The organism is Streptomyces sp. NPDC053076, assembly GCF_044546845.1.
Classification (GTDB): Bacteria; Actinomycetota; Actinomycetes; order Streptomycetales; family Streptomycetaceae; genus Streptomyces.
Genome location: NZ_JBITZL010000013.1, coordinates 83,486 through 106,333, shown reverse-complemented (window position 1 = coordinate 106,333; position 22,848 = coordinate 83,486). Strand labels below are relative to the sequence as shown.

Genomic DNA, 22,848 nt, shown 5'->3' with positions numbered 1-22,848 from the left:
GGTGGGGCCAGCCACGCTCAGGCGGGCCGGCCCCGGGGATGGGTGGGTGTGATCAGGCGTCGGTGAGGCTCTTGATGGCCTCCAGCGCCTGGCGGGGAGAGGCGACCTGCTCGGAGCGGCGACCGCCGCCCTTGGAGCCGCGCCCGCCACCGCCCTTGCCGCCTCCGTCGCCGCGCCGGCGGGAGCGGCCATCGCCCTCGTCGTCCTCGTCGGGCTCGGGCCAGAACTCGCCGGGCCGCACGGGCTCGTTCCAGTCGAACCACAGGCCGCGCTTCTCCAGCTCGCTGATCTCGTGGTCGGTGAGCCGGTTGACCTCGTCGGGGAACAGCTCGGAGAGGTCGGTGTCGAAATCCGCGTACAGCGACCGCATGAGCACGGCGCGGCCGTTGTCGAGGACGATGACCGCGACGCCGCCCGTGCTGACGCCGTTCTCCGGGTCGGCCTCGCCGCGCATGGCCCGCTCGATCGCGGAACCCTCGCTGCGGGAGTAGCGGGCCGGGATGGTCGGCACGTCGTAGGCGTTCTCCATGGTGCCCTCCGCCGCCTTGCGGGTGGCGCCGGGCGAACCCATGTTGAAGATGACCGGCCTGCTGTTCTGTCGCAGGTTGTCCTTCATCTCCGTGGAGAACCCGTTGTGCGCGAACGGGCTCTGCCCGGCGGGGTTGAAGCCGATGCCGTACTTGAGCCCAGTGACCGTGAGGTCCTCGCCGTCCTTCTGGATGAACTCGCCGAAGTCCCCGTCCTGCGCCGCGGTCATGAACTCATCGCCGTAGACGTTCAGCTGCCGGTACGGGCAACGCGGGTCTCCCGGCTTGTAGTCGTGCGGCTGACCGTCGTGCGGCCAGGGCATCTCCGCCCTGATCTCGCACAGCGCCTTCGCCGCCCGCAGCGAGCGCGCCATCCACAGCGCGTTCGAGCCCTGCCGGTCGATGTACCGGCCCAGAGCGCTCGTCTTCTCGTCCTTGCGGACGGTGCCCAGCCACACGACCTCCCCATCCAGGGACTGGGCGGCCATGTGGATCGCGAAGAACTGCGTCTTGCCCGACCGGGACACCCCGAGGGTCAGGCCGTGGGCCGGGGCGTTCTTGTCGTGCTGGTACACCATCGTCTTCACCGGCTGGCCGGTGATGGTGAACCCGCACACGTACATGCCCTTGGCGTCCGGGGTGAGCAGCTCGCGGGTCGCCCGGAAGACCTGCGACAGCGGCGGGGAGTCGAACGCGCTGATCAGGAACTCGCTGCCGTCGATGAGGACGAACACGCAGGAGTCGTCCTCGGGCAGCTTCAGCGCGCGGCAGACTTTGGCCAGGTCGATGCGCGGGGTCTCGGTGGAGTCGGCCATCTTCGCCCGGTAGAAGGTGACCCCGCGTTCGTCGTCGCGGGTCTTGTGGACCAGCTCGGAGCCGGGTGCGCCGCCCTTGGGTGAGCCGACCTTGTCCGTCCAGCGCTCCTTGTCGGTGGGGGCCTTGCGGCGGCGCTGGTTGCCGTCGGGGGTGATGTGGGCCTCCATCCAGCCGGGGCCACCCTGGCGGCCGGGCTGGATGGCGACCTCCGCCAGGACGACGTCGCTGGAAGGCACAGCGAACGGGGCGGCGACCGCGGCCTCCGTGAGGCCGGTGATCGGCCGGCCGGTCTCCGAGGCGCGCAGCAGGATCGTCATGTCGTGCTGCATGCCGGGGTGCCGGGTGGCCTTGACGATGTGCGTGCGGCCGGGCATCCCGGCCTGCTCCCACAGCACCCGGGCGTCGCGGGTGAGCAGGTCGGCCCCGTCGTCCGGCTGCGCCACCGACTCCTCGAGGACTTCGGCGGGCGCCGGCTGCGGGGCCGGGGCGGCGAGGGCGGGGCGGTGACGGCGGCGGGTGTGCCGGGAGAACGGCATCACCAGGTAGCCGGCCACCGCCCATCCGGCGGCGAGCAGCCCGTCCATCCAGTACGGGCCGAAGCCGCCGGTGTGCCCGCCGGCGACGTCGACGGCGGCGGCCAGGACCAGCGGGGACCAGCGCAGGATCTTGCGTCCGGCGCCGGGCTCATCGCTCTTGGCGGCCAGGAACCAGCCGCCGATCCCGGCCGCGCCGGCCAGCTGCACGACCTGGTTGACGGGACTGTCGGGGTACAGGTTCGGGGCCACGGCCAGCACGGGCGCGGCGAGGGTGTAGGCGAGGCGTTCGAGCGCGACGCTGCGCGGCGTGGTCACCGGCTTCTCCTTCGGGAACAGCCACGGGCGGCCCCGCGAGGTGTGCGGGGCCGCCCGTGGCGGGGGGTGGGTGGGGGAGGGGGGTCAGCGGTTGAAGAACCCGGGCCGGGGTGTCTTCTCGCGCCGGTTGGAGCGGATGTCGTCCAGCGCGCCGTACAGCTTGGAGTGGGTGCGCTTGGTCTCGTAGGTGAGGTCGGCGGTCTCCTGCGCGGTCTCGTACAGCTTCCTGACCTGCACCCCGGCGCCCCCGAGGGCGACACCGACGTTGCTGGTCAGCTCCACGAACTTCGGGTCGAGTTCGGCGTTGTCGACGTCGCGGGCCGCGTCCTCGGCACGCTTGGCGTTCCTCTTGATGCTGCGCACGAGCTCCTCCAGGCCGAGCCCGGCGTCGTCGAGCGCGCGCCCGAGGGTGTCGAGCTTGGCCTGGACGGCCTTGTAGCGGTTGTCGCCGTCGGCCACGGCGGGCGCCGCGCCGCTGGGGCGGGGTGCGAGATCGCTGCTCATCAGCGGGTTTCCTCCCTGTTCCTAGTCGTGGTGGGCGGCGGCCGACACGTACTTGAGGCCCGCGTCTTCCTTGGCGGCCATGTCCTGGCCGTAGATGCGGGCGACCATCGCGGCCGCGAGCTTGGCGGCCTCCAGGGCGAGACCGCACTCGGTCGCGCACCGTTCGGCCTGCTGCTTCATGCGGGCCGCGGCGTCGGCCAGGTCCGAGATCAGCTCGGTGACCTCGGTGGTGACGTTGTGGTCGCCGATCAGGTCGGTGGCCATGTCCCGCAGGGCGTCGGCGACCTTGTCGAGGGCCTCCGCGAGGGCTTCGGCCCGCTCCTGGTCGGAGGCGGCCTGGATGGCGATGTTCGCCATCTCCATCAGGTAGTCGTCGAACGTGATGTCCGTGCGGTGCTGGGCGGCGAGGCCGCCCGCGCCGGACGGCCTGCTGACCTCCGAGCTGCTCACGCTGCTCCCTTCCGTGCTGGTCGGCCGGCTGGTGCCGGGCCGTGCGGTGTGCCGTTCCGGCGCGGGCGGCAGGCCCCGCACGCCGGTCGTCATGGCCGCGGGCTCGTCGGGGACGATGTCCGCGTCGACGATGTCGTCCCCGCCCGTGGCGTCAGTGCGCGGCGGGCGGCTGGGACGGTCGGGCCACTCCACCGTCGGGGTGGAGTCCTCCGCGCCGAACGGGCTGTCCGCCGGACGGCCACGCCGACCGGTACGACCCGTGCGGCCCGTACGACCGCGTCCCGTCCGGCCGGTGCGGCCGGTGCGGCGGGTACGTCCGCGTCGTCCGGCCCGGCCCGTGCTGCCGGTGCGCCGGCGCCGGAACCGTCGCCGCTTCTTCGCACCATCAGACGCTCCGTCACCGGCCGTTGAGTCGGTGCCCGGCGTATCACCCGCCTTGCCGTCCTTCGCGGCGCTGGAGGCCCCGTCGGGGGCGTCCTTGGCGGTCTTGGCGTCCTTGCCGTCGGTGCCCTTGGCCTTGGACTCCTTGTCCTTGGCCAGGCTCACCTTCTCGGTGCCGGCCGCCTTGGCGTCCTTCGCGTCCGCGGCGGCCTTCGCGTCGGCGCGGCGCTTGTCCCAGCGGCGCTGGGCTTCCTCGCCGACGGCCTTGCCAAGCGTGGTGCGGCCCGGGTCGGCCGACGCCGCGCCTTCCCGCTCCGCCTTCCGAGCCTCAGCCCGCTGCGCCTTCCTGGCCCGGCGGTCCTCCCACGCCTGCTGCTGCTGGGCGCGGGCCTGGTCGCGGTCCTTGCTCCGGTCCGCGACACCGGCGGCGTGCCCGGCGGTGCGCCGCTCCTGCCGCCCGGCCTGCCGGACCCCGGCGCGCTCCTGGCGGCCGCGGGCCCGCTCGGCACGGGCGCCGGGCGCCTGACTGGCGCCGTCACCCCGGGAGTTGCCGTTCCGGCCGGAGCCGCCAGAGCCCGTCTGAGCGCCTTTCGACCCCCCGGACTGACCGCTGCGCCCGGAACCGGCTGCGCGGCCGCCAGAGCCCGACTGGGAGCCCTTCGCGCCGCCCTTGCCGCCTCCGGCGCCCCCGGTCGATCCGGTCCCCGAACGGCCGCCGGGGCCGCCGGAGTTGGAGCCGCGCGACGCCCCGGACCGGTTCGGCCCGGCGCCGGAGTTGTTGCGGGACGGACCGCTGCCGCCGCCGCGCGAGGACCCTCCCCCGCCGCCGGCCTTCGAGCGGCCCTTGTCCGACCCCAGGCCGGAGCTGGACGACTTCGTGCGGTCGGCGTCGGCCTTTCCGCGCGCCGCCGCCTTGTCGCCCTTCGCTTTCATCATCGCGGCGTGGAGCTTTCCGTTCTGCTCCATCATCGCGACTTCCTGCGCGGTGCGGCCCTCCAGCAGCGCCGCCTTCCGTGCTATTTCAGCCTCACGGAAAGGCGCTTCGCTTTCGTGATTGGCCCGCGCCGTTTCCAGCCGGAATTCCAGCCAGTCACCGAGACGGTCAGCGAGAGAACGCGGCTGAACGTATTCGTCTTCGAATTCGATATCCGCGTCATCGTCTGCTTCGGGCGGGGAAATCCCGTCCGAGCGCAGCGCCATTGCCGGGTCCGGAGCAGCCGGAATCGTCGGCAGTTCCATCGTCGTTTCCTCCGGGCTCTCCGGGGGAGCGGCCGGAATGTCTTCCGGCGGCGGAATGGTGTCGATGAAATCCGGGGTCGGCGGCAGCGAGTACGTGGAATCGCCGCTCCACGGGCCGTGGACCAGGGTTCCGCCGCCGATGTCGTCGGACTCGTCGGACACAGGGCACCTCCCTTCCAGGGGACTTGACAGACAGTGGGGTCTCGTGTGCACGCGCGTGCACGTGCACGTGTGCACGCTTTACGCGCGCGAGGCCCCGCCGGAGCCCGGCGGGGCCTTCGTGGGTGACGCTCAGCTACGCGGGCCGTGCTGCTTCAGGACGGTGTCCGCGTACTGCATGAGGTGGTCGAACAGCCGCGGGTCGCCCGCGCGCCGCTTCTCCAGCACGAGCTTGAAGAGGCGGCAGACCAGCGTGAATGCGGCGATGACGTCGCCGCGTCCGGCCTTGATTTCCTTGGAGATTTCGGACCGAGTAACGCGGAGCCAGAATTCCATCCGGCCTACTTCCCCGCGACTTTCGATCGCCTTGCGCTCTTCTTCCTGCAGCCAGCCGTTCCGCCCTTGAATCGAGCGTTCGACGCTGCTGAGGGGGCGCGTCACGCCGACTCCCTCCTACCGAGGTCGTAAATCGACGTGGGGCCACCATACCCGGAATTCTGGGTCTGCGCACCCTGCTGCAGCGGATTGGGTGCGGCCTGGAGGCTCGGCGGGTTCTTCTTTCGCTGCCTTTCCAGCTCCTTTTCCTTCCTGTCCTTGGCCGTATTCACAACGGCCTCGTCGTGGGCGCGGCGCTTATAGGCGCTCTTTTCCAGGCCCTCGGTGAGGTTGTTCAGGTTCTTGAGGACCTGCCCGAGGGCCTTTTCCACGGGCATCGCGCGCAGCCTGGCGTGGTACCAGCGGTCGCCCTCCACGTGCGTGTCGCGCAGGTGCACGCGGGTCTCGTGCGTGAGGGTCTCCAGGTTCTTGCCGATGTCCAGCAGGACCCGCTGAACGTCGGCCAGGTACCGGGCGGTTGCCTCCGGGCTCTGCGCGACGTCGCGCAGAGGGGAGTAGTTCGGGTCGTTTTCGCTGTTCACGGCGGGGATTCCCTCCTGGTGTACTTGTGGGGGCTGTGACTGCTTCCGGCAGTCGCAGCGAGGGCCAGCCCGAATCCCGCGGGCTGGCCCTCACTGGTGTGTGCCGGACGGTGGATCAGGGGCGGTAGCCGCGGGCGAGCAGCTCGGCTGCCTCCTGGCGGTACTCCGAGGCCGTACCGGGCGAGGTGACCGCCAGCTCGTGCTGGATGTCGGCCAGCGGCAGCCGGTCGGCGTCGCCGCCGGCCACGAGGATCATCCGGGCGACCCGGCGGACCGCCCGCTCGCGCGGCTTGAGCTTCGCGACGTCCTCGGCTTCGACCGCGCGCCGCTCGAATTCGGCAGCAGCCCGCCGCGTTTCGGCGGCAGCCCGCTCGGCTTCGGCGGCTTCCTTCTCGGCACGCGCGGCATCAGCGAGAGCGACCTTCGCGAGGCGCTCCTCCTCAGCCTTCTTGCGGGCGGCTTCGGCGGTGGCACGCTGCGTTTCGGCAGCAGCCCTCTCCGTTTCGGCAGCACGCCGGTTCGCTTCGGAAGCGGCCTCGCGGGCTTCGGCGATGGTCTGGGTCTCGATCGCCTGAGCCTCCGCCGCGGCGACCCGATCGGCCTCCGCCGCTTCCTTCCGCTTCTCGGCTGCCTGGCGCTCCAGTTCCGCCGCGCGGAGATCAGCGGCAGCCTTGGCCTCGCGCTCGTCGGCCTCCTTGCGCTCCGCCTCCGCCTGGCGGGCGCGGGCTTCGGCGATGACGGCCGTCTCCAGCGCCGCCTCCTCCAGCGCGGCGGCCCGCTCTGCGGCGCTGACCTGGGCTCGGGCGTGGGCGCGGGCCTGGCCGGTCTGGCCGTCGACCTCCGCGCGGACCACCTCCACCTTGCCCTTGGCGCGCAGGCGCTCGGCTTCGGACGCTGCCTTGGCGACCTCGCTGCGCGTCTCCGCGTCCAGGCGGCGGCGCTCGGCTTCCTCCTCCCGCTCCTGGGCTGCCTGTTCCTGCTCATCGGGCATGGCCAGGGCCTGGTCGACGGTGTAGCCGTAGGGGGCCATCTTCATCGGCAGCAGTTCGTCCTCGCTGGCCTGAGAGATGTCGCCCTTGTACTTGCGCTTGAGCCACTGCTCGTAGGCGATGAGCTGCTGGTCGCGGCGGATCATCTCCGGGTAGGAAGTGACGCCCCACAGCCGCATGCGGCGGAAGATCCGGGCGGTTGCGACCGGGGCGAGGATCCACCGCAGCCAAGGGATCGAGTCCCGTTCTTCCTGGTCAGGGCGGACAACGCGATCGATGGCGGTGCGGCCGAGTTCGACGACCGTGATGAAGAGGACCGGCACGACGCCGTGGGCTCCGGCGGCGACGTAGTCGAGGAGCTTCCAGGCCCCTTCCGGGGCGCCGGATGCGGCGTTGAGGACGACGGTGGCGGCCGTCAGCAGCCACACCGGGTAGCGGATCCAGTTGATGGGGCGCTTGAGCCAGGCCATCAGCAGGTCGACCGCGATCATCACCATGATGCCGACGTCGACGCCGACCGCGAACAGCTGCCCCTTGCCCAGTGATCCGAAGCGGAGTTCCTTGTGGGCGAAGTCCGCGACGTGCTCGAAGCTGAGGTACAGGCCGATACCTGCGAGGGCGAGCGCAGCGATAACGATCGCTCCGGCCGTCCACTTCTGGGTGCCGGTCAGCTTCGCCGGGGACTCGTTCGTTCCGGTTCCGCTTTCCGTCTCCGAAACGAACTCCGGCGCACCCGAAACGGTGCCGGGTGTCCGCGAAATCGTCTTGGGCGTTCCCGAAACGGCGGTCGATGAAGCCGTCTCGGGGTCGGCTGCGGCCGCGGTCTGCGGCCAGTCGGTGATCGTCATAGGACACTCCAGACGGGGTAGTTCACGGCGTGCGCGAAACGAAGGGGACTGCTCCCGAAACACGGGCGGCTGCTGCCGAAACGGCGGTCGATGAAGCCGTCTCCGGGTCGGGTGCGGCCGCGGTCCGCGGCCAGTCGGTGATCGTTATGGCGCCCGCAGAAGGGTCGGTCAAGGCGTGTGCGAAACGGCATGGGCTGCTCCCGAAACACGACAACCCGTTCCCGAAGCGGCAGGCGGAGCGGTCGGCTGATCAAAAGACCGGCACCTGTTCTGCCCACGTCGGGCTCACGAGCTGGCCGGCGGACATGGGTGCGGGCGGCGGGCCTCGCGAAGCGTCACCGGGTGGCCATGAGACTGGGCGCGGCGCACGCAAGGCGGGCGCAAAGCCAGCCCTGGTCCCCTTCGGCAAGTGACTCAGACTGTCCGGCTCCCTGGCACCGCCCGACCCGGCCGCCGAAAGGCGTGGCGGTCGGTGCGGGCGGATCGGGCAGCCGTCAGGCCAGGGCCGCGATGGGGCGATGCGGGGCAACGACCTGGCCGTCGGGGAGCAGTTCGCCGGTGTCCTCGAAGAGCAGGACGGCGTTGCACAGCAGGCTCCAGCCCTGCTCCGGGTGGCGGGCCACGGTCTTCGCGGCCTCGCGGTCGGGGCTGTCAGCAGGCGGGCAAGTCGGCTCGTGCCGGCACAGCGACGAGGTGATCACGGTCATGGACGAACTCCTTCAGGGGGTCGGGGACGGTGTGGACCGGAGCGGGCGCCAAGGGCGCTGGGGCGATCGGTCCCTGCGTTCTCCGCCGCCACCGGGCCGACGATGGCCGGGCCGGTGGCGACGGGCTGGGCAGGGGCTGCGGGTGATGTGTGGTCAGGCGCTGGCCTTACGAGCGCGGTTGCGGGCCGCGCGGCGCTTCATCGCCCGGCGCTCGTCCTCGGACAGGCCGCCCCACACGCCGGCGTCCTCACCGGACTCGAGCGACCACTGCAGGCAGTGCTCCATCACGGGGCAGCGACGGCAGACCGCCTTGGCCTCCTCGATCTGCAGCAGCGCCGGACCGGTGTTGCCGATCGGGAAGAACAACTCGGGGTCTTCCTCCCGGCAAACGGCGCTGTGCCGCCAGTCGACGCCGGCCTCGGAGGCGGGCATGTGGGCAGCGGAGAGGCTGACGAGGTCCTGGATGTCCTGCATGGGGTCCTCCGTTGAGATCGCAGATGCGGGCAGCCCCAGGAACGCGGAGTCCCTGGGGCTGCGGGGGGATGGGGGCGGCTGAGCGCGGTGATCTCCGGCTCCGCCTGGTGCGGTGGTGCTGCAGTGGCAGAAGCTGACCTTCCGACCGTCCGCCCCGTAAGACAGCTGGTGTTACTCCGCCCGGAGGCGGCACCTGATCTGCTTGCCGAGCGGCGACGGCTCGACCGTCCAGTGATCGGTCAGCAGGTCGAGCAGGTGCAGACCGCGTCCGGACATCGCCTCGGCGCTGTCTAAGGCGACTTCGCGGCGGCCCGGCTGACCCGGCACGGCGTCGTGAACGATCACCTCGACGTCGGACGGGACGGCGTACACCTCGACGATCAGCAGGACGGGCTCGTTCTCCGAACTAGCCCGCAGCACGTTGCCCATCAGCTCGGACACCACGAGCTCGGCGGAATCAGCGAGGCCCGGGTCAGCGCCGTACGTCGTCGCCACCGAGCGGGTCAGCACGCGAACAGCGCTGAAGGCCTCCGGAGAGGCCGTCACCTCAGCGCAGAAGCCGCGCCGCCGCTCGGTCAACACCAGACCCCGCACCGGGTCGGGGACCACGAGTCGTTCGTCCACGGCCGCGGCGTGCAGAGTGCCGGTACCGAAGACCGTGACCGTCACCGGGTCCCACCCCTCTGGTCGTGCTCCCTGGCCCGGCGCAGCGCCTCGTCTTCCTGGCTCGGGTGCTCGTCCCCCTGTGCACCAAGCGGCGCGCGGGATGTCATCATGTTCCTCAGCAAGGTCGTACTTCCTCTCACCTGAGATGGGTGGACGATCGACAACGGCCCCGGGATGCACCCCGGGGCCGTTCTCGTTGTTCGGTTTTTCGCGGGCTGGGTTGGCCTCCCCTGGCGGAGGCCAACCCAGCGGGACTGCTGACCTGAGAAGGTCCTGCTGCCCCCTGCCATCGCCGCACATCACACAGGCGGCGATCACAGGCAACGCAGGCCGTACGGTGCTCAGGAATCAAGGCGGAGCCTTTCGCTCCCCCTCCTTTTCAGCGAGAGACGTGGATCGGTTCCAGCGGGACGCTGGTGTGGTTGTTCGGGGAGTCCGTGTCAGCCGGACGCTGTGCGCGCTCGCGGTCAGTGCGCCGGACTGCGGGCCCCACGCGACGCCAGTCCGACGCCCTCCTGCGGGCGTGGCTGCGGTCACGGCCGCGCTCCCGGCTCTGCTCTTCCCGCTGTTCGCGGACCTGCTGACGTACCACGTCTTCGCGGGTCTGCTCAGTCCACGCCTTCCGCTCGGCCAGCTCGAAGCCCATGGGGCAGTACTGGCCCTTCTTGCAGTCGGCGCAGGCGACACGGTGACGGGCGACGGCCTGCAGCGCACGATCCAGCGCCGCCAATCCCGCACGGCCCGCCGCGCTTTGGGCCAGGATCCGCGGCATCCGGCACCGCTTGCCACCGCTGCAGATTTTGCAGTCGGCCTGGTGCCGGGCGATCGCCTGCCGCGCACGTTCGAGCGGCGACATCTGCACCGTGTGCGACATGCGGTGGACCGTCTGTGCCGCCGGAGGGGCCGGCTTGTGGAACTGCTGTTTGCTCCGCCGGGCACCGGCCTCACGGGCACCCTCGACCAGAGCGGCACCCCACTCCTCGACGGTCATGTCGAAGACGATGCGCCGCGCGCTTCCCGAGCACCGCTTCCCGGCCTGCGGGTAGTGCGGCGTCAGGAGACTACGCTTGATCGAGTGCCAGGCCTCGCACTCCGGGCACCGGAGAGTCGGAACCTCTCCTTCGCGGAGATTGACGTGCTGGGGTCGGAAGTCGCTGAGCCGGTACGGGGGCAGCTTGCTGACACGCAAGACGAGCTCCTAGGCGGGGGGAGTGACTGGGCTGCGTTCCCTGCCAACCAGGAGCCGTACAGCGGGACCCGCTGGTCGGATCGTGGAGGACAGGCAGCGCAACTGCTGTCGGGCTGCCCTGCTCAAACCCGTCGGGGGACATCGTGTCGACTCGGTGGTCGGTCACCCCGGCGCCGCATGTAAGCGATGTCGAGCAGGCTGCACTATGCGGTTGGTCGTACGTCGGGATCGGAACTCGCGTCCGTTCCCTACCGGCCCGCCTACTGCGGTTCCGGGTGGAGGTCCGGTCTCGAGACGGCGTCAACTCAGCGCGCCGAGACGGGAGTCCGGTCCCCCCCCACTTCGATATCGAAGCTGCTTCCAGTAGAGGCTATGCTCACTATCGAAGTCAAGAGCTTCGATATCGAAATACGGCTAAGCGGTCACAGATCAGCGACCGGGGCCGCCACGACGCTGGCGCTGGACATCGAGGCGTCTAGGATCGCTAGCGAGGTGAGGAGTCGTATGGCGGATGAATCGGGCGACGAGCAGCCCAAGTACCTGCAGATCGCTGACGCCCTGAAGGCGGCGATCGAACTGGGCACGTATGGCCCTGGAGCCCGGTTGCCGGGGGAGAACGTCCTCGCGCCGCAGTACGGCGTGTCCCCGATGACCGCCCGCCGAGCACTCCGCATGCTCACGAGCCAAGGACTCGCCGAGTCCCGGAAGGGGGCCGGCTTCTTCGTTCAGGCCTTCCATCCCATCCGGCGACGAGGCATTCAGCGCCTGGCACGAGATCAGTGGGGGAGCGGCAAATCCATCTGGGCCGCAGACGAGAACCGACCGTTGGATGTCGACCAAGTAGCCGTTGAAGAGCTCATCCCCCCGGCTCACATCCAGCGCATGCTGGGGCTGGGAGACGAGGAAACCGCCTGCGCACGGTCGCGGCGCTACACGCTCGACAGACGTCCGGTCATGATCGCGACGTCTTACCTGCCGTACAGCCTCGTGGCAGGGTCGGCGATCACTCAGGCGGATACCGGGCCGGGTGGGGTGTACGCGCGACTCGCCGATCTTGGGCACGCGCCCGTGCACTTCCGCGAGGAGCTTCGAGGCCTTCTGCCTACGAGCAAAGAGGCAGCCGCCTTGGAAATGTCCCTCGAGCGTCCTGTGCTCAAGATCTGCAGGACGGCGTTCGCCGAGGACCAACGCGTGGTCGAGGTTAACGAGATGACACTCGATTCGGCTTCGTACGTCCTCGACTACGAGTTCGACGCCTGACGACATGGGGGCTACCGACCGATCGCTGAATGGCTGGCTCCGTTGCCAACTAGCTTCAGGCGCATGGACTGTGAGCGAGATGCCCCCGCGTAGCAGTGGTGTGGACTTAGCGTGGCAATACGGCCCTTGCTGCCTGTTCAAGGACCCGTCTAGGGGTGTGTAGTGATCGCTGTGGATCGGTGGACAGGTGAAGAGGGTCTGCTGCTGCGGTCGGTGAAACGCCAGTCCGTCCGCGATTTCGCTGACGACCTCGGCATCAGTCCCCGAACGGTCTCTCACTGGCGGGAAGACCCATCTCGCGAGTGCCGTCCCCATATGGCACAGATTCTCGACGCGGCGCTTGCCCGGTGCACGCCAGAAGAGCAGGAGGCGTTCCGCTTCCGACTGGCGGCACAGCGCGGGGAACCTGTCAGTGCCACAGGGGCCGAGGTGGCCCAGCCAGCACCATGCACCGTTGTCTCGTACAAATTCCTGCCGGTGTACCTGGGGGAGCAGCTCGGATCGCTCTACGCTGCTGGCGCGCCCCGGCCTTCGGGCCCGGGAGGCCTTGAGCAGCGGGTTCTGCCTGGTGAGCACCGGACGGCACACGCCTCCACAGTCCACGTCTTCGCGTGCGGGATCGCGTTGGCGCTCGTGGAAGAGCACCAGCGCTTCGACTCGCTGACCGAGTTGGCGCTGTGGCGGTACAGGTCGTACCTGACGGATCGGGACTGGGCCGGACAGCGCATGACGCACCTGTTGGAGCAGCACAGCCCCGCCGGGACGGTGGTTGGCCCTTCGCCGGACCCGGAGTACGTCCTGAGCGTGTACGAGTTGCGTGATCACTCGTGGACGAAGGCGGGGCTCGATCCCGCCTTGCAGCTGCTGACGACGCCATCGGTCCTCGTCAACCGCCAAGACCCGAAGAACATCAGGCCTCTCGGGGCCGGTGTTGAAGAAACGAAGTTCCGCGAAGGCTGGACGCACCCGGAAGCGGTGGCCTTCGACGGCGGTGCCTCGAGGGGAGCGGCCGGCTGGTCTGGAGTGTCCTATCACCCTCAGCCGGACGAGCGTGCCCTGACGACGAGCCAGATCGTTGCCCTGGAATTGGACGTCCAGGCGCTGTGGGCGCTGTCGTCGCACATCCTGCGCATGATCGAAGAAGGGCAGGACCCGGTGATGCCTCCGGCGTACGGGTGGCGCTTCCTGCGCGGCGCGTACGTCCGGCTGACTACGGCGAGGCCGACGGAGACTGCCCAGCATCGAGTGATGCGCGAGGCGATCCTTGCCACCAGCGAACTTCCTGATCGGCTTCGGGCCGCCCAGGATGCACTGCGAGACAGCAACCCATAACAGGCATATGGAAGGCGGACTGGGTGGAACCTCGTTCGACAGCGCTGCTGGTCATCGACGTACAGCAGGGCTTCGTCAACCGGCACAGCCGTGGTGTTCTCCCCGCGATCGTGCAGCTCGTCGAGGGCTGGCGAGCAGCGGGCGCACCTGTGGTGTTGACCCGGTTCCACAACCAACCAGGTTCGCCCTATGAAACGATCACAGAGTGGACCCGGCTGCGATCGCCAGAGGAGCAGGCTTTCGCCGCCGAGCTCGCTCCGTACGCCGCCGATGCGACCGCCATCATCGACAAAGACCAGGCTTCCGTCTTCACGCCTGAGGGAGCTCAGCTCATTCGGGATGCGGGATGGACCGACCTGGTGCTGTGCGGGATCGACACGGACGCGTGCGTGTACGACTCGGCTAGGGACGCCTACCACAACGGCTACCGGCCGTGGATCGTCACCGACGCCTGTGCCTCCACCGGCGGAGCCCAGTATCACGACGCGGCACTCCTGATGGCAGCACGGAACATCAGCGCGAACCACCTGGTGACCAGCGAAACCGTCCTGTCCCGCATCAACGGACCCCGGGGAGCGTCTGCGTGAATGCACGGTCATGCGACACCGATGTCCTCGTGGTCGGCGCCGGCCCGGCCGGGGTTGCGGCCGCGCTCATGGCAGCCAGCCTCAACCTCCGGACCACGGTGCTAGAGGCCGGACCCGTGGGCGGCAAACTGCACCGAATCAGCGCCCTGGGGAACGTACCTGGCAGCTGGACGACCGGCTCTCAGTTGGCCGAGGCGCTGGCCGCAGACCTTGAGCGCCTACAGAAGGCGGGCCGGTGCACCGTCGAGCAGGGCCGAGCAGTGAAGGCCAGCGGACACGACGACCGAGCCGAACTCACCCTCGCTGACGGCCGCCTGCTCACTGCGGAGACCATCGTGGTCGCCACTGGCGTGACCGACCTCGCTCCGTCCGACGTGGAGTGGGTAACCACTCCCTCCGAGTTCTCTGCTCCACCACTCTGGCGCGCCACTCCGCAGGAGCTCACAGGCCGGACGTACGTCCTCGGTGCTGATCGCCCACTCGGGACCTGGCTGCGAGCTCACCCGGATGTGACGACAACACTGCACGTGCTGTGCCCATCGACCGACAGATACAAGGCGGCCGAAGTCGAGGACGACCCTCGCGTACGACTCGTACCCGTTTCAGAGGTCGCGATTACCAAACCCAGGTACGGCGAGGGCTGGACGGTCGAGGTGAAGGACCATGACGGGGCCAAAACGATCTACTCCGTCACATCAGTGCTCAACAATCTCGGGAACAAGCCGGCTGCACTGGCTGGGCTCGTCTCTGACGAGGACGGCTACTGCCGACCGGACCAGCAGCACCGGCGCATTCGAATCGCAGGTGACCTTCGTTCTGCTCGCTTCCAGCGCATAGCCACCGCACAAGGCTCGGGAGCCGAGGCCGTGCTCGCCTACTACTACGGCACAACCCTGCCTGGCGGAGGCGGGGCTCGATGACACTCCCGAAGCGCTGGGCACCACGATGCCGCCATCAGCCGTCAGCGCGCCCCGACGACGAACGGAGCCACCAGGTGAGCCTCAAGGTCTCGGGGCTGTTCAGGCTCCTGGCTGGTGATGCCGGTTGGCCGGAGGGCGTCCAGCGCGGCATTCAGCGTGGCCGAGCCGCGATTCCAGCGCTTCGGAGCAATCAACTTGAGCCTCGGTGCGTCGGATGGGGGCATGACCTGGCTCCTGCAGTCGATCACTGGGACGAGCCCAAGGTTATGGGTGAAAAGCAGGACAGGCTTCTTCGCAATGAGCGAGCGCAGTTCGAGGCGGGCTACGGGACCGAGGACGTGGACGCGGCTGCCGAGGCGCTTAGGCCTGCCGATGACGACGAGGCCGTCGAGCTGGTCCGCAAGGGTGTCCCAGTCGTAGGAGCCCTCCTCGAAGGCCGAGCGGTAGTGGAGAAGTTCGACGCCTTCGGGCAGGTCCTCCGTGATGCGCTTCAGCCAGCGCTGCCAGTTGGAGTCGTTGACGGTCTTGGGGCTGGCGCTGACGTAGACACGGACCGGCGTATCGGAGCCGCGGTGTGCGGCGATGCGGTTCATGGCCGCGATGTAGCGGCGCTGCTGCTCAGGGCGAGCGAAGGTCTCCACATCGAGGGGATCGTCGTGCCTAGGCTTCTGCGTCGCATGCATACCGCTCATGATGCACGGGCGGTGCCCTGCGTGTGGAGCGGGGCAGGTCATCGACTGATTCTGGTGCCCCGTCAGGAAGCGTTCGCCCACTGGCGACACGAGCGGTACCGGGGTGTCTTTGTGGGATCTCAGGGGAGTACCGTGTCCCTGAATAAGATCCATATAGACATGGTTAAGCCCCGCGAGGTGGTGCTCCGGGGCACGGCCGCAGACCTATCCAGAGAAGGTCTCGACATGGAGCAGGGTACCCGTACCCTCCGACAGACACACTCCAAGGCACCCGCCGTGGCAGCGATGACGCGTGCGTCGCTCCGGACGGGTGCCTTCTTTGTCTTCCCGCGCCAATCCGGCTGCGGGTGCACCTCCGCCCCGGAAGGGGGCGAGATGTCGTAGTCGTCTGTGGCGGCGCCCGTTGAACGGGTCTTCGAGCCGCCGGGACGCCCGGCCACCCAGGTGATTAGCGGTCACCTCGGCTGATGGCGTCCCATCTGCCACCAGAGGGTTTGCCGACCCCCTGAAGGGATTGTTCGTCCGGTTAGCGGCCGGTCGAACTTTCGATCTTGGTTCTCCACGAACCAGCGCCAAAGGCGCCTTTTTCATGCCCACCTCGATGTCAAAGCGAGGCAGGAACCATGTTGCAGCATCGTGCTGCCCTTTGTCAGCCCATCCATGCCCGGTTGGCGCATTTTGCGGCGTCTTCCCGGTCACAGTTTCTTCTTGAACCACCCATGCCGCCATGCCAGCGGACTAGCACCACGCCCCGAGCACAGTTCTCTAGGACATCCACGTGAGCGGCATGGCAGCGTCGGCCGCGGTGCTGTCGGAGCGCGTCGAAGACGTCGTAGTCGACGCTTCGGTGCTTCCCGCGCAGCGGGATGTGCTGCGGTCGGTGCCGGCCTGGGATCGTCCTTGCGGCGAGGCTCTGGACGAGGCGCTGCGGCTGGGTCGGGGTATGCGGCTGCGGTTGCTGGCCGCGATCCGGGCGTTGCTAGCTGACGAATCGCTGGCTGGGCTTGGGGACGCGGCGCGGTTGGCGGCGGTGGTCTTGTACGCGAAGTCGCGGGCGCCGGAGGGGCGCAAGGATGATCTCCAGTCGTACATCTGGGGTGCGGAGCTGGGTCGGTGGCTGGGTATGACGGCGTCGACGGTCCATCACGACGTGCTGCCCGTTCTGCGGAGGACGGACGCGCTGCACACCCGGATGGTCATCAACAATGAGGGGCACCCGGTCGGGCTGGACTGCCTGGTCATGCCCCTGTGGCGGGCGCACCAGGGCGGGGGAGCGGCGCACCCTCTGGCGCTGAACAAGGCTGAGCTGGCGGTGCTGCTGCGCCTGATCGAGGCGTTGTTCGGGCCGGGCTGGGCGCCGGAGGACAAGGAGCCGACGCCGCCCGGGCTACTGGCCGGCCGCACGGGCAAGGGCGCGGCGACGGACCGGCTCGGGCTGTTGCTGATGGTGCTGAACACCCGGGCGTCGGGCTGGCTGCAGCTGTGCGGCGGCTCGGTGCGGAAGAAGGAGGGGCGCGGGGCGGCGACGCTGTCCCGGCTGCTGGGCTGCTCGCCGGCCGGGGCGCGGAAGGTGCTGGCCCGGCTGACGGAGGCCGGTGTCGTCGCGCGGCAGCGCAAGGCGACGGTGACAGGGATGAACGGCCGTGGCCGAGTCATGCTGCTGCCGGTCGCCCGTGCGTACGGCCGTGTTCTGGCCCCTGTGGAGCCGGTTTCGGGCTCTGGGTCGGTGTTTTCGCAGCGTCCCGATGGTGCAGTCGGAGATCTTGCTCCCGGCCAGGATGCCGGCGCCCTTGGTACTTCTGGGGTTTGTGGTGCTGAGGCGGCCATGGAAGCGGGAAATTGGGAGCGTCCCGATGGTGCAGAGTTCCACGCAGACCACGCTTCTGTGGTTACTCCCGTCTCTTCTCCTCAGCTCTCTGGTGGTTTTTCCGGCGAAGGCCGTGGGGGTGAAGGCCGTCGGCCGGAGCGCGTGTGCGTGCGCGAGGACCAGGCCGTTGGCGGCGAGGACGCCGCTGCCGAGCCTGCGTCGCCGGTGGCAGAGGTCGGCCCGCTCCGCGGGGCAAAGCCTGGCAAGTCCGCGGTCGATGAGCAGGGTGGGCAGCGTGCTGCCGGGACCAAGGCCGGTGGCCGGCTCAAGGCCGTGGCGGGCGGAAAGACTCGGCAGCGGGGGAGGGTGGACCTTCCCGAGGATCTTGATCTGCGGGTTGCTCTGGGGCCGGTCGCGTGGCTGTGGGCGGGGCTGAACCGCTGGCAGCAAGACCAGGTCGCGAAGGCTGTAAATGCCGAGCTGGAGCGGCTGAAGGACTTGCTGATGCAGCCGGAGGGCGCGCCTCGGCTGCTGGCCGACCGGCTTACCGACCGGCTGGAGGAGACCGGTGGTGAGGCGCGCGTGAGCAGCCCGTTCGGCTGGATCACCCGGCGGGGCCTGGTACAGCGGCCGGCCTGCTCGGACGTGCGCTGCGATGACGGGATCCGGCTGGACACCGGCAGCGACTGCGCGAACTGCGGGAACGTGATTCACATCCGTCGTGCCCGCCGGGTGCGGATCGCGGCTGACATCGACCGGGAGCTGCCCGGGCTGGGTGTGGCGGAGCGGCGCCAGGTCCTCGAGGAGCGGCTGCGTGAGCACGCCGCGGTGGAGGCGGAGGACTTCACGTGGCGCCGTGAGCAGGCCCGCGCGGAGCAGGTCCGGCGGGAGAGGGCCCGTGCGGCTGCCCGGGAGCGGGGGGAGCGCGAGCGCCAGGAGGCGGCGGCCGCCGACGCGGTGCGGCAGGCGCTGGCGTGCGAGGACTGCGGGCAGCAGCGGTCGGCCGGGCTGTGCGAGGCGTGCGGTTACCGGCGCCGGACCGAGGCGGCGATCGCGGAGGCCGGGCTGGTTGCGGCGACCTGGGCGGCCGACCTGGACGACGCCGCGGACGTCGCCGCGGTGGCCGCGCACGTCCGGGCGACGCTGGAAGCCGACATCGAGACCGCCCTGAAGCAGTTCCTGGAGCTGATGGAGCCGGGCGAGCTGGAGGCGAACCCCGTCGCTGCGGCGTCCGTGCTCGCCTTCAACGCCCTCCAGGTCGTGCAGCAGTCCCTGCCGGAGTACCGCAGCAGCGCCCTCGGGCGGCTGGGCGGCACTCCGGAGGCCGACGCGGAAGCCCGCCGGGCATACAAGACCGAGCAGAACCGCAGGTGGTTCCGTGCGAACCCGAACGGCGCGGACGCGGTCGCCGCCGCGACGAAGGCCGCCGACGCTGCTCGGGAGCGCACTGCCGAGTACCTGCTTGCGACGCGGTTGGAGCAGCTGCGCAAGCGGACGGTGGCCCGTACCGAGACGGTCGCGCCTGCGCCGTGGTCGGCCCGGCTGACGGAGCTCGCGGCCCGGCCCCTCGATGGCGACCAGGCCGGGGCGGCGATCGCGTGAGCAGCGAGCTGAGCGGGGTTGACCTCGCGCGCCAGGCCCTGGCCGCGGCCCGGGAGGCGGCGAAGAAGAACGTCGGCGCCGACGTCGCCGGCATGGAGGAGGCCGACGTCTTGTACGCGGAGGAGGAGCTGGGGACGAAGCGCGCCGAGCTCGTGACACTGGCCAGCGCGGCGATCGGCTGGGGCCGCAGCGACAGCGAGGTCGCCCTTCGCGCCCGGATGTCCCGGCGGACCGTACGCCAGCTCCAGGAAAGCGCCGACGGCGCGACAGCCGGGAGCCAGCACGAGTAGGGGTGTCCGGGGCTGCCGTCAACAGCCCCGGAGACCGGACCATCATCCATCCGGAGCCCCGCCTGTGCGGGGCTCCGGCCGTTCCGACTCATCCCGGCGGAGCAGGGGATCACTGTGCCCGCCGCGGAAGCCGGGCCGCAGTGAACCGAGGGAGACGTCATGACGGCGCCACCAACGGAGCTCACCAGCCGATTCCTTCCCGCCGGGCACCGGGCCCGGCTACCGTGGAGGACATGGCCAGGGAACTTCGCATTGAGCTTGATGACGACCAGTACGAGCAGCTCGCGCGCGAGGCGCACGAGCGGCACGAGGATCCGACGGTGTACGCCGGACGCGTCCTGGCCCAGGAGCTCAACAAGGCGCGGTTCCTCGAGGGCAGCGCGCTCTTCCTCAGCACCCCCGGGATGCGTGAGGCGTTCGCCAGCCGGTTCGGCCCGCAGCCCGGTACCGCCGCGTCCGCGGCGTAGGGCGGAAGCGACGCAGTGGACCTCACGGTAGATGTTCCGTGGCTCCTGGAGATCGCCCGCACGCAGCTGGGCGACCCGGACGTCACCGACTGGGGAGCGCTGGAGGCCGCCCGTGCACGGCACGCCTTCCGCGTCCTGGACGAACCCGTATACCCGCGGCCGCATCACCGGGCCGCCGCCCTCTTCCACTCGCTGGCCCGGGTCCCGGCACTGGAGCACAGCAACGAACTCTTCGGCGCGACGGTCGCGGCCGGCTACCTGCACGCCAGCGGTCTGCCCGTACGGTTCGCCGCCAAGGAGGCCGCCGACCTCGCCGTCCAGGTGTCGGGCGGACACCTGGACGTGCGCGCCCTGGCCGCGGCACTCAAGGAGTGGACCGAGCGCAGCTGAGCATAGGCTCCATCCGGTGGAGACGTTGCTGATCATCACGGCTGCCGTCCTGTGGGGCTGCGGCACGGGCGTATTCATACCCCATGCCGCGTACCGGCTCTCCGTACCCCCCGAGGAACCCTGGCGGTCGATGTGCCCGGCCGGCCATCCCCTTACAGGCGTCGGCAACGGATGGCTGGGACGTGCTCGCTGCGCCGCCGAGGACGCTTACGGGCCGAGCACACTGTCCACCGCCGCCGTCACGGCCGTGGTCTGCGCCCTGCTGGCGGCCGCCACCGGGGCCCGCCCCGAGCTGGTGGTATGGCTGCTGCTCGCCCCGGTCGCCGTGCTGCTCGCCGCCGTCGACTTCGCCGCGCACCGGCTGCCCGACGCGCTCACCCTGCCGCTCGCCGCGGCCACGCTCGTCCTACTCGGCGTCGCCGCAGTGCTGCCCGGCGCCGGCGGCAGCTGGACCTCCGCGCTGCTCGGCTCCCTCATCCTCGGAGCCGGCCACTTCGCGCTCTTCCTCCTCAGCAACGGCTTCGGGTTCGGCGATGTGAAACTCGCCCTCGTCCTGGGCGCTGTCCTGGGCTGGTACGGCTGGGCGATCGTCCTGATCGGAACCTTCGCCGGGTACCTGCTCGGCGCGCTGTACGGCATCGGCCTCATGCTCGCGGGCCGGGCCGACCGTACGAGCAGGATCCCGTTCGGCCCGTTCCTGCTCGCCGGGACGCTGGTCGGCGCACTCCTTGGCTCCCACCCTTCGTGAACCCGGGCTCCCGGAGCCAATAGGCCGCTGGATCGGGGGCTTTGTGCTGATAGTGCGAGGGCGGCCTTCCTGCTGACTAGCCTGGGCTCGCGCCGTGCTGGGAGAAAGCAGTCTGGCCAGCAGGGCGCGGGCTGCGTGGACCTTGCTGAAAAGCACCGGGACGGGGTGCTTGCTGTAGTTCAGGTGGCAGTGGACGGCGGCGGCTTCGGCGAGTTCGTCGACCAGCGGGCTGCCCTCGCCTACCGCCAAGAGCGCGAGCTGGAGGGGCTCTCTGACCGAGAGGAGCCCGGCGTCCGTGGTCATCGGATCCGCCCCTTCCTGCTATGCGGCAGCGAGCTGGAGGAGTTCTGGAACGCCCTGAGCGTCCTGGTAGGGCTGGAAGCGGGGGAGAAGGTCGTCGACGAGCTGCACGCAGCGGGGTGCTCCGATGCGACGTGCCAGGAGCAGGGATTGGGTGGCGGCGGCCGCGGCGGGCTCGGGTTCCTTCAGATCGAGGTAGCTCGCGGCGCGGTAGGCGAGAAACACCCCGCGGGTCTTGTCCCGGACCGTGGGGAGCAGGCCTTCGCCTTCGGTGATGAGCTGGTGGGCGCGGCCGATGTCACCGAGGTCCAGGAGGGCCTGGCCGGAGTCCACGGCGAGATCGGCTTTTATGTTGGCGCTTCGTTCTGTCTCACGAAGCATGCAGTTATGTTCGCGTAGCTGCTGTCTCAGGGGGGTCCGATGAAGCACGCCAGTACCAGCTCCTCAACTGCCATCGGTCTGGGTGTCGACGTCCCCATCGAGCCTTCGACACCGGAGGCCGTGGTCCTCCTGCATCGGACTGCGCAGGTTTGGACAGCTGGTTCGTGGACCTTCGACCCGTCCACCGTGCTGGAGCGGGCAGGAGCGCGCGACGGGAAGTACTTCGTCCTCGGTCCCGACGGTTCCTACGACGTCCAGCTGAACCGGTTCGGGCGCGAACTCGGCAGCTGGGGCGTGCGCTCGGACAACGGGCACGAGGGCTACATGCGCGACATCATGCTGTACTGCCGCTTCCTCCACGAATCCCGGGGAGGGAAGTCGATATGGGAGACGGACAGCGCTGACCTGAGCGCCTACAAGGTCGTCCGCATGCGCATGGACGACGAGAACTCGATCAGCGCTGCCACGTGGCGTCGGTCCATCGCGGCTCTCGACAAGTGGGTAGAGTGGGCCCTTTACGAGGAGCTACTGGATCGCGAGCCGTTCCGGTACATCGACAAGACGGTCATGACGCCGCAGGGGCCGAAGCGCGTACGGGTCAACGCCGAGTACGACGTGGACGACGACCAGGAGCCCCTGCGTATCGTGCAGTTCGTTGACTACCTGCTGTGGCGCAATGTCGGGCTGCGGGGCGAGTTGCCGGACGGCAGACCGGACCCGAAGTGGCGTGGCCGGCACGGTGAGCGCAACGCCCTGTTCGCCGACTCGCTCGTCTACACCGGCATGCGCCTGGGCGAGGGAGCGAGTCTGCTGACGACCGAGCTTCCTCCCGTGGCAGGGGGGCGGGGCGAGATCTACCTCGCGGCTCAGGTGACCAAGCGGCACAAGGCCCGCAGGGTGTTCGCGAATCAGCGGACGCTGCGGGCGTGGCACCACTACCTGTCGATCGAGCGTTCGGCCGCCGCAGACCCGCCGACCGGAACCGGAGGAACTGCGTGCGGAGGTATCCCGGCTGAAGAAGGCGGAGCGTGAGCTTCGCAGCGAGCACGCTGCCGAGATCCGGGAGCTGAAGGACACCGTGGCCACCTACGCCAACCAGATCCAGGTCCTGGCCTTGCGCAACGCCGAACTGGAGACAGAGAACGCCCGTCTCCTTGAACGACTGCGGCAGTCGGGGGACAACATCGCGGTCCTGCCGGCCCCGAGCCCTCCTATGCCCTGACTGAGCCCTCTTTGCCCTGACCGGGCGCGTCACCTGCCCGTTCGCGTGGCCTTCAGCGGTGTGACTAATGTGTCGCGCGACAGGCATATGCGGCCCGCCACGGGGGACCTGATCCTCCCCGGAACGAGAGGGC

The 22,848-nt window shown here is 69.7% G+C and carries 23 protein-coding genes; 12 read left to right on the top strand and 11 right to left on the bottom strand.

Annotated elements, in window-relative coordinates:
• Window positions 1–52: 52 nt before the first annotated feature.
• From ACIGYR_RS35940 to ACIGYR_RS35895, 10 genes are all read right to left on the bottom strand, one after another.
• A complete protein-coding gene (locus tag ACIGYR_RS35940; RefSeq protein WP_399608220.1) occupies window positions 53–2,194 on the bottom strand; it encodes a chromosome segregation protein ParM in 2,142 nt (713 codons plus the stop codon).
• Window positions 2,195–2,278: 84 nt separating this feature from the next.
• Window positions 2,279–2,698, bottom strand: coding sequence for a conjugal transfer protein TraB (locus tag ACIGYR_RS35935; protein ID WP_399608218.1), 420 nt, complete (start codon window positions 2,696–2,698; stop codon window positions 2,279–2,281).
• A gap of 21 nt (window positions 2,699–2,719) precedes the next feature.
• Window positions 2,720–4,930 carry an ATP/GTP-binding protein gene (locus ACIGYR_RS35930; protein ID WP_399608215.1) on the bottom strand — a complete coding sequence of 737 codons (2,211 nt, stop codon included), beginning with the start codon at window positions 4,928–4,930 and terminating at the stop codon, window positions 2,720–2,722.
• A 129-nt stretch (window positions 4,931–5,059) separates the two neighbouring features.
• The gene (locus tag ACIGYR_RS35925; RefSeq protein WP_399608212.1) at window positions 5,060–5,368 is read right to left on the bottom strand and encodes a hypothetical protein; all 309 of its coding nucleotides are present in this window, start codon (window positions 5,366–5,368) and stop codon (window positions 5,060–5,062) included.
• Window positions 5,365–5,844 (bottom strand): hypothetical protein, encoded by a 480-nt coding sequence (locus tag ACIGYR_RS35920; protein ID WP_399608210.1) that lies wholly within the window; start codon window positions 5,842–5,844, stop codon window positions 5,365–5,367. Before ACIGYR_RS35920 ends, ACIGYR_RS35925 begins: the two co-directional genes overlap by 4 nt.
• A 115-nt stretch (window positions 5,845–5,959) precedes the next feature.
• Window positions 5,960–7,681 carry a DUF2637 domain-containing protein gene (locus ACIGYR_RS35915; protein WP_399608208.1) on the bottom strand — a complete coding sequence of 574 codons (1,722 nt, stop codon included), beginning with the start codon at window positions 7,679–7,681 and terminating at the stop codon, window positions 5,960–5,962.
• A gap of 494 nt (window positions 7,682–8,175) precedes the next feature.
• Window positions 8,176–8,367 carry a DUF5999 family protein gene (locus ACIGYR_RS35910; protein ID WP_399608304.1) on the bottom strand — a complete coding sequence of 64 codons (192 nt, stop codon included), beginning with the start codon at window positions 8,365–8,367 and terminating at the stop codon, window positions 8,176–8,178.
• Window positions 8,368–8,541: 174 nt separating this feature from the next.
• Entirely contained in the window at window positions 8,542–8,820 is a 279-nt protein-coding gene (locus ACIGYR_RS35905; protein ID WP_399608301.1) for a WhiB family transcriptional regulator, read from the bottom strand.
• Window positions 8,821–9,033: 213 nt separating this feature from the next.
• Window positions 9,034–9,531: an ATP-binding protein gene (locus ACIGYR_RS35900; RefSeq protein ID WP_399608205.1), complete on the bottom strand. Its 498-nt coding sequence runs from the start codon at window positions 9,529–9,531 to the stop codon at window positions 9,034–9,036.
• A gap of 376 nt (window positions 9,532–9,907) precedes the next feature.
• On the bottom strand, window positions 9,908–10,519 hold the full coding sequence (locus ACIGYR_RS35895) for a hypothetical protein (RefSeq protein WP_399608203.1): 612 nt from the start codon (window positions 10,517–10,519) through the stop codon (window positions 9,908–9,910).
• 702 nt (window positions 10,520–11,221) lie between these two features.
• On the opposite strand from ACIGYR_RS35895, the gene ACIGYR_RS35890 reads away from it, so the two are divergent.
• The 4 genes from ACIGYR_RS35890 to ACIGYR_RS35875 all read left to right on the top strand — a co-directional run bounded on the left by ACIGYR_RS35890 (window position 11,222) and on the right by ACIGYR_RS35875 (window position 14,816).
• The gene (locus tag ACIGYR_RS35890; RefSeq protein WP_399608298.1) at window positions 11,222–11,977 is read left to right on the top strand and encodes a GntR family transcriptional regulator; all 756 of its coding nucleotides are present in this window, start codon (window positions 11,222–11,224) and stop codon (window positions 11,975–11,977) included.
• Window positions 11,978–12,292: 315 nt separating this feature from the next.
• Window positions 12,293–13,309, top strand: coding sequence for an XRE family transcriptional regulator (locus ACIGYR_RS35885; protein WP_399608200.1), 1,017 nt, complete (start codon window positions 12,293–12,295; stop codon window positions 13,307–13,309).
• On the top strand, window positions 13,306–13,896 hold the full coding sequence (locus ACIGYR_RS35880) for an isochorismatase family cysteine hydrolase (protein ID WP_399608296.1): 591 nt from the start codon (window positions 13,306–13,308) through the stop codon (window positions 13,894–13,896). Before ACIGYR_RS35885 ends, ACIGYR_RS35880 begins: the two co-directional genes overlap by 4 nt.
• Entirely contained in the window at window positions 13,893–14,816 is a 924-nt protein-coding gene (locus tag ACIGYR_RS35875; RefSeq protein ID WP_399608198.1) for an FAD-dependent oxidoreductase, read from the top strand. Before ACIGYR_RS35880 ends, ACIGYR_RS35875 begins: the two co-directional genes overlap by 4 nt.
• Window positions 14,817–14,857: 41 nt before the next feature.
• On the opposite strand, the gene ACIGYR_RS35870 is transcribed toward ACIGYR_RS35875, so the two are convergent.
• Window positions 14,858–15,499, bottom strand: coding sequence for a hypothetical protein (locus tag ACIGYR_RS35870; RefSeq protein WP_399608195.1), 642 nt, complete (start codon window positions 15,497–15,499; stop codon window positions 14,858–14,860).
• A 796-nt stretch (window positions 15,500–16,295) separates the two neighbouring features.
• Here ACIGYR_RS35870 and ACIGYR_RS35865 point away from each other — a divergent pair.
• The 8 genes from ACIGYR_RS35865 (at window position 16,296) to ACIGYR_RS35830 (ending at window position 22,715) form a co-directional block, all read left to right on the top strand.
• Window positions 16,296–18,917 carry a hypothetical protein gene (locus ACIGYR_RS35865; RefSeq protein WP_399608293.1) on the top strand — a complete coding sequence of 874 codons (2,622 nt, stop codon included), beginning with the start codon at window positions 16,296–16,298 and terminating at the stop codon, window positions 18,915–18,917.
• A complete protein-coding gene (locus ACIGYR_RS35860; RefSeq protein WP_399608194.1) occupies window positions 18,914–19,207 on the top strand; it encodes a hypothetical protein in 294 nt (97 codons plus the stop codon). Before ACIGYR_RS35865 ends, ACIGYR_RS35860 begins: the two co-directional genes overlap by 4 nt.
• Before the next feature lie 233 nt (window positions 19,208–19,440).
• A complete protein-coding gene (locus tag ACIGYR_RS35855; protein ID WP_399608191.1) occupies window positions 19,441–19,674 on the top strand; it encodes a hypothetical protein in 234 nt (77 codons plus the stop codon).
• 15 nt (window positions 19,675–19,689) lie between these two features.
• A complete protein-coding gene (locus ACIGYR_RS35850; RefSeq protein WP_399608188.1) occupies window positions 19,690–20,064 on the top strand; it encodes a fic family toxin-antitoxin system, toxin component in 375 nt (124 codons plus the stop codon).
• A gap of 16 nt (window positions 20,065–20,080) precedes the next feature.
• The gene (locus ACIGYR_RS35845; RefSeq protein WP_399608186.1) at window positions 20,081–20,812 is read left to right on the top strand and encodes a prepilin peptidase; all 732 of its coding nucleotides are present in this window, start codon (window positions 20,081–20,083) and stop codon (window positions 20,810–20,812) included.
• 135 nt (window positions 20,813–20,947) lie between these two features.
• Window positions 20,948–21,511 carry a hypothetical protein gene (locus tag ACIGYR_RS35840; protein WP_399608183.1) on the top strand — a complete coding sequence of 188 codons (564 nt, stop codon included), beginning with the start codon at window positions 20,948–20,950 and terminating at the stop codon, window positions 21,509–21,511.
• A gap of 21 nt (window positions 21,512–21,532) precedes the next feature.
• On the top strand, window positions 21,533–22,525 hold the full coding sequence (locus ACIGYR_RS35835) for a site-specific integrase (protein ID WP_399608181.1): 993 nt from the start codon (window positions 21,533–21,535) through the stop codon (window positions 22,523–22,525).
• 46 nt (window positions 22,526–22,571) lie between these two features.
• The gene (locus ACIGYR_RS35830) at window positions 22,572–22,715 is read left to right on the top strand and encodes a hypothetical protein (protein ID WP_399608179.1); all 144 of its coding nucleotides are present in this window, start codon (window positions 22,572–22,574) and stop codon (window positions 22,713–22,715) included.
• Window positions 22,716–22,848 lie beyond the last annotated feature (133 nt).

Bases quoted from the DNA above. Each gene is read 5' to 3' on its own strand.
- ACIGYR_RS35905 (WP_399608301.1), bottom strand. From the start codon at position 8,820: ATGCCCGCCTCCGAGGCCGGCGTCGACTGGCGGCACAGCGCCGTTTGC.
- ACIGYR_RS35890 (WP_399608298.1), top strand. From the start codon at position 11,222: ATGGCGGATGAATCGGGCGACGAGCAGCCCAAGTACCTGCAGATCGCT.
- ACIGYR_RS35915 (WP_399608208.1), bottom strand. From the start codon at position 7,681: ATGACGATCACCGACTGGCCGCAGACCGCGGCCGCAGCCGACCCCGAG.
- ACIGYR_RS35895 (WP_399608203.1), bottom strand. From the start codon at position 10,519: ATGACCGTCGAGGAGTGGGGTGCCGCTCTGGTCGAGGGTGCCCGTGAG.
- ACIGYR_RS35835 (WP_399608181.1), top strand. From the start codon at position 21,533: ATGAAGCACGCCAGTACCAGCTCCTCAACTGCCATCGGTCTGGGTGTC.
- ACIGYR_RS35935 (WP_399608218.1), bottom strand. From the start codon at position 2,698: ATGAGCAGCGATCTCGCACCCCGCCCCAGCGGCGCGGCGCCCGCCGTG.
- ACIGYR_RS35865 (WP_399608293.1), top strand. From the start codon at position 16,296: ATGGCAGCGTCGGCCGCGGTGCTGTCGGAGCGCGTCGAAGACGTCGTA.
- ACIGYR_RS35855 (WP_399608191.1), top strand. From the start codon at position 19,441: ATGGCCAGGGAACTTCGCATTGAGCTTGATGACGACCAGTACGAGCAG.
- ACIGYR_RS35885 (WP_399608200.1), top strand. From the start codon at position 12,293: ATGGCACAGATTCTCGACGCGGCGCTTGCCCGGTGCACGCCAGAAGAG.
- ACIGYR_RS35870 (WP_399608195.1), bottom strand. From the start codon at position 15,499: ATGCATGCGACGCAGAAGCCTAGGCACGACGATCCCCTCGATGTGGAG.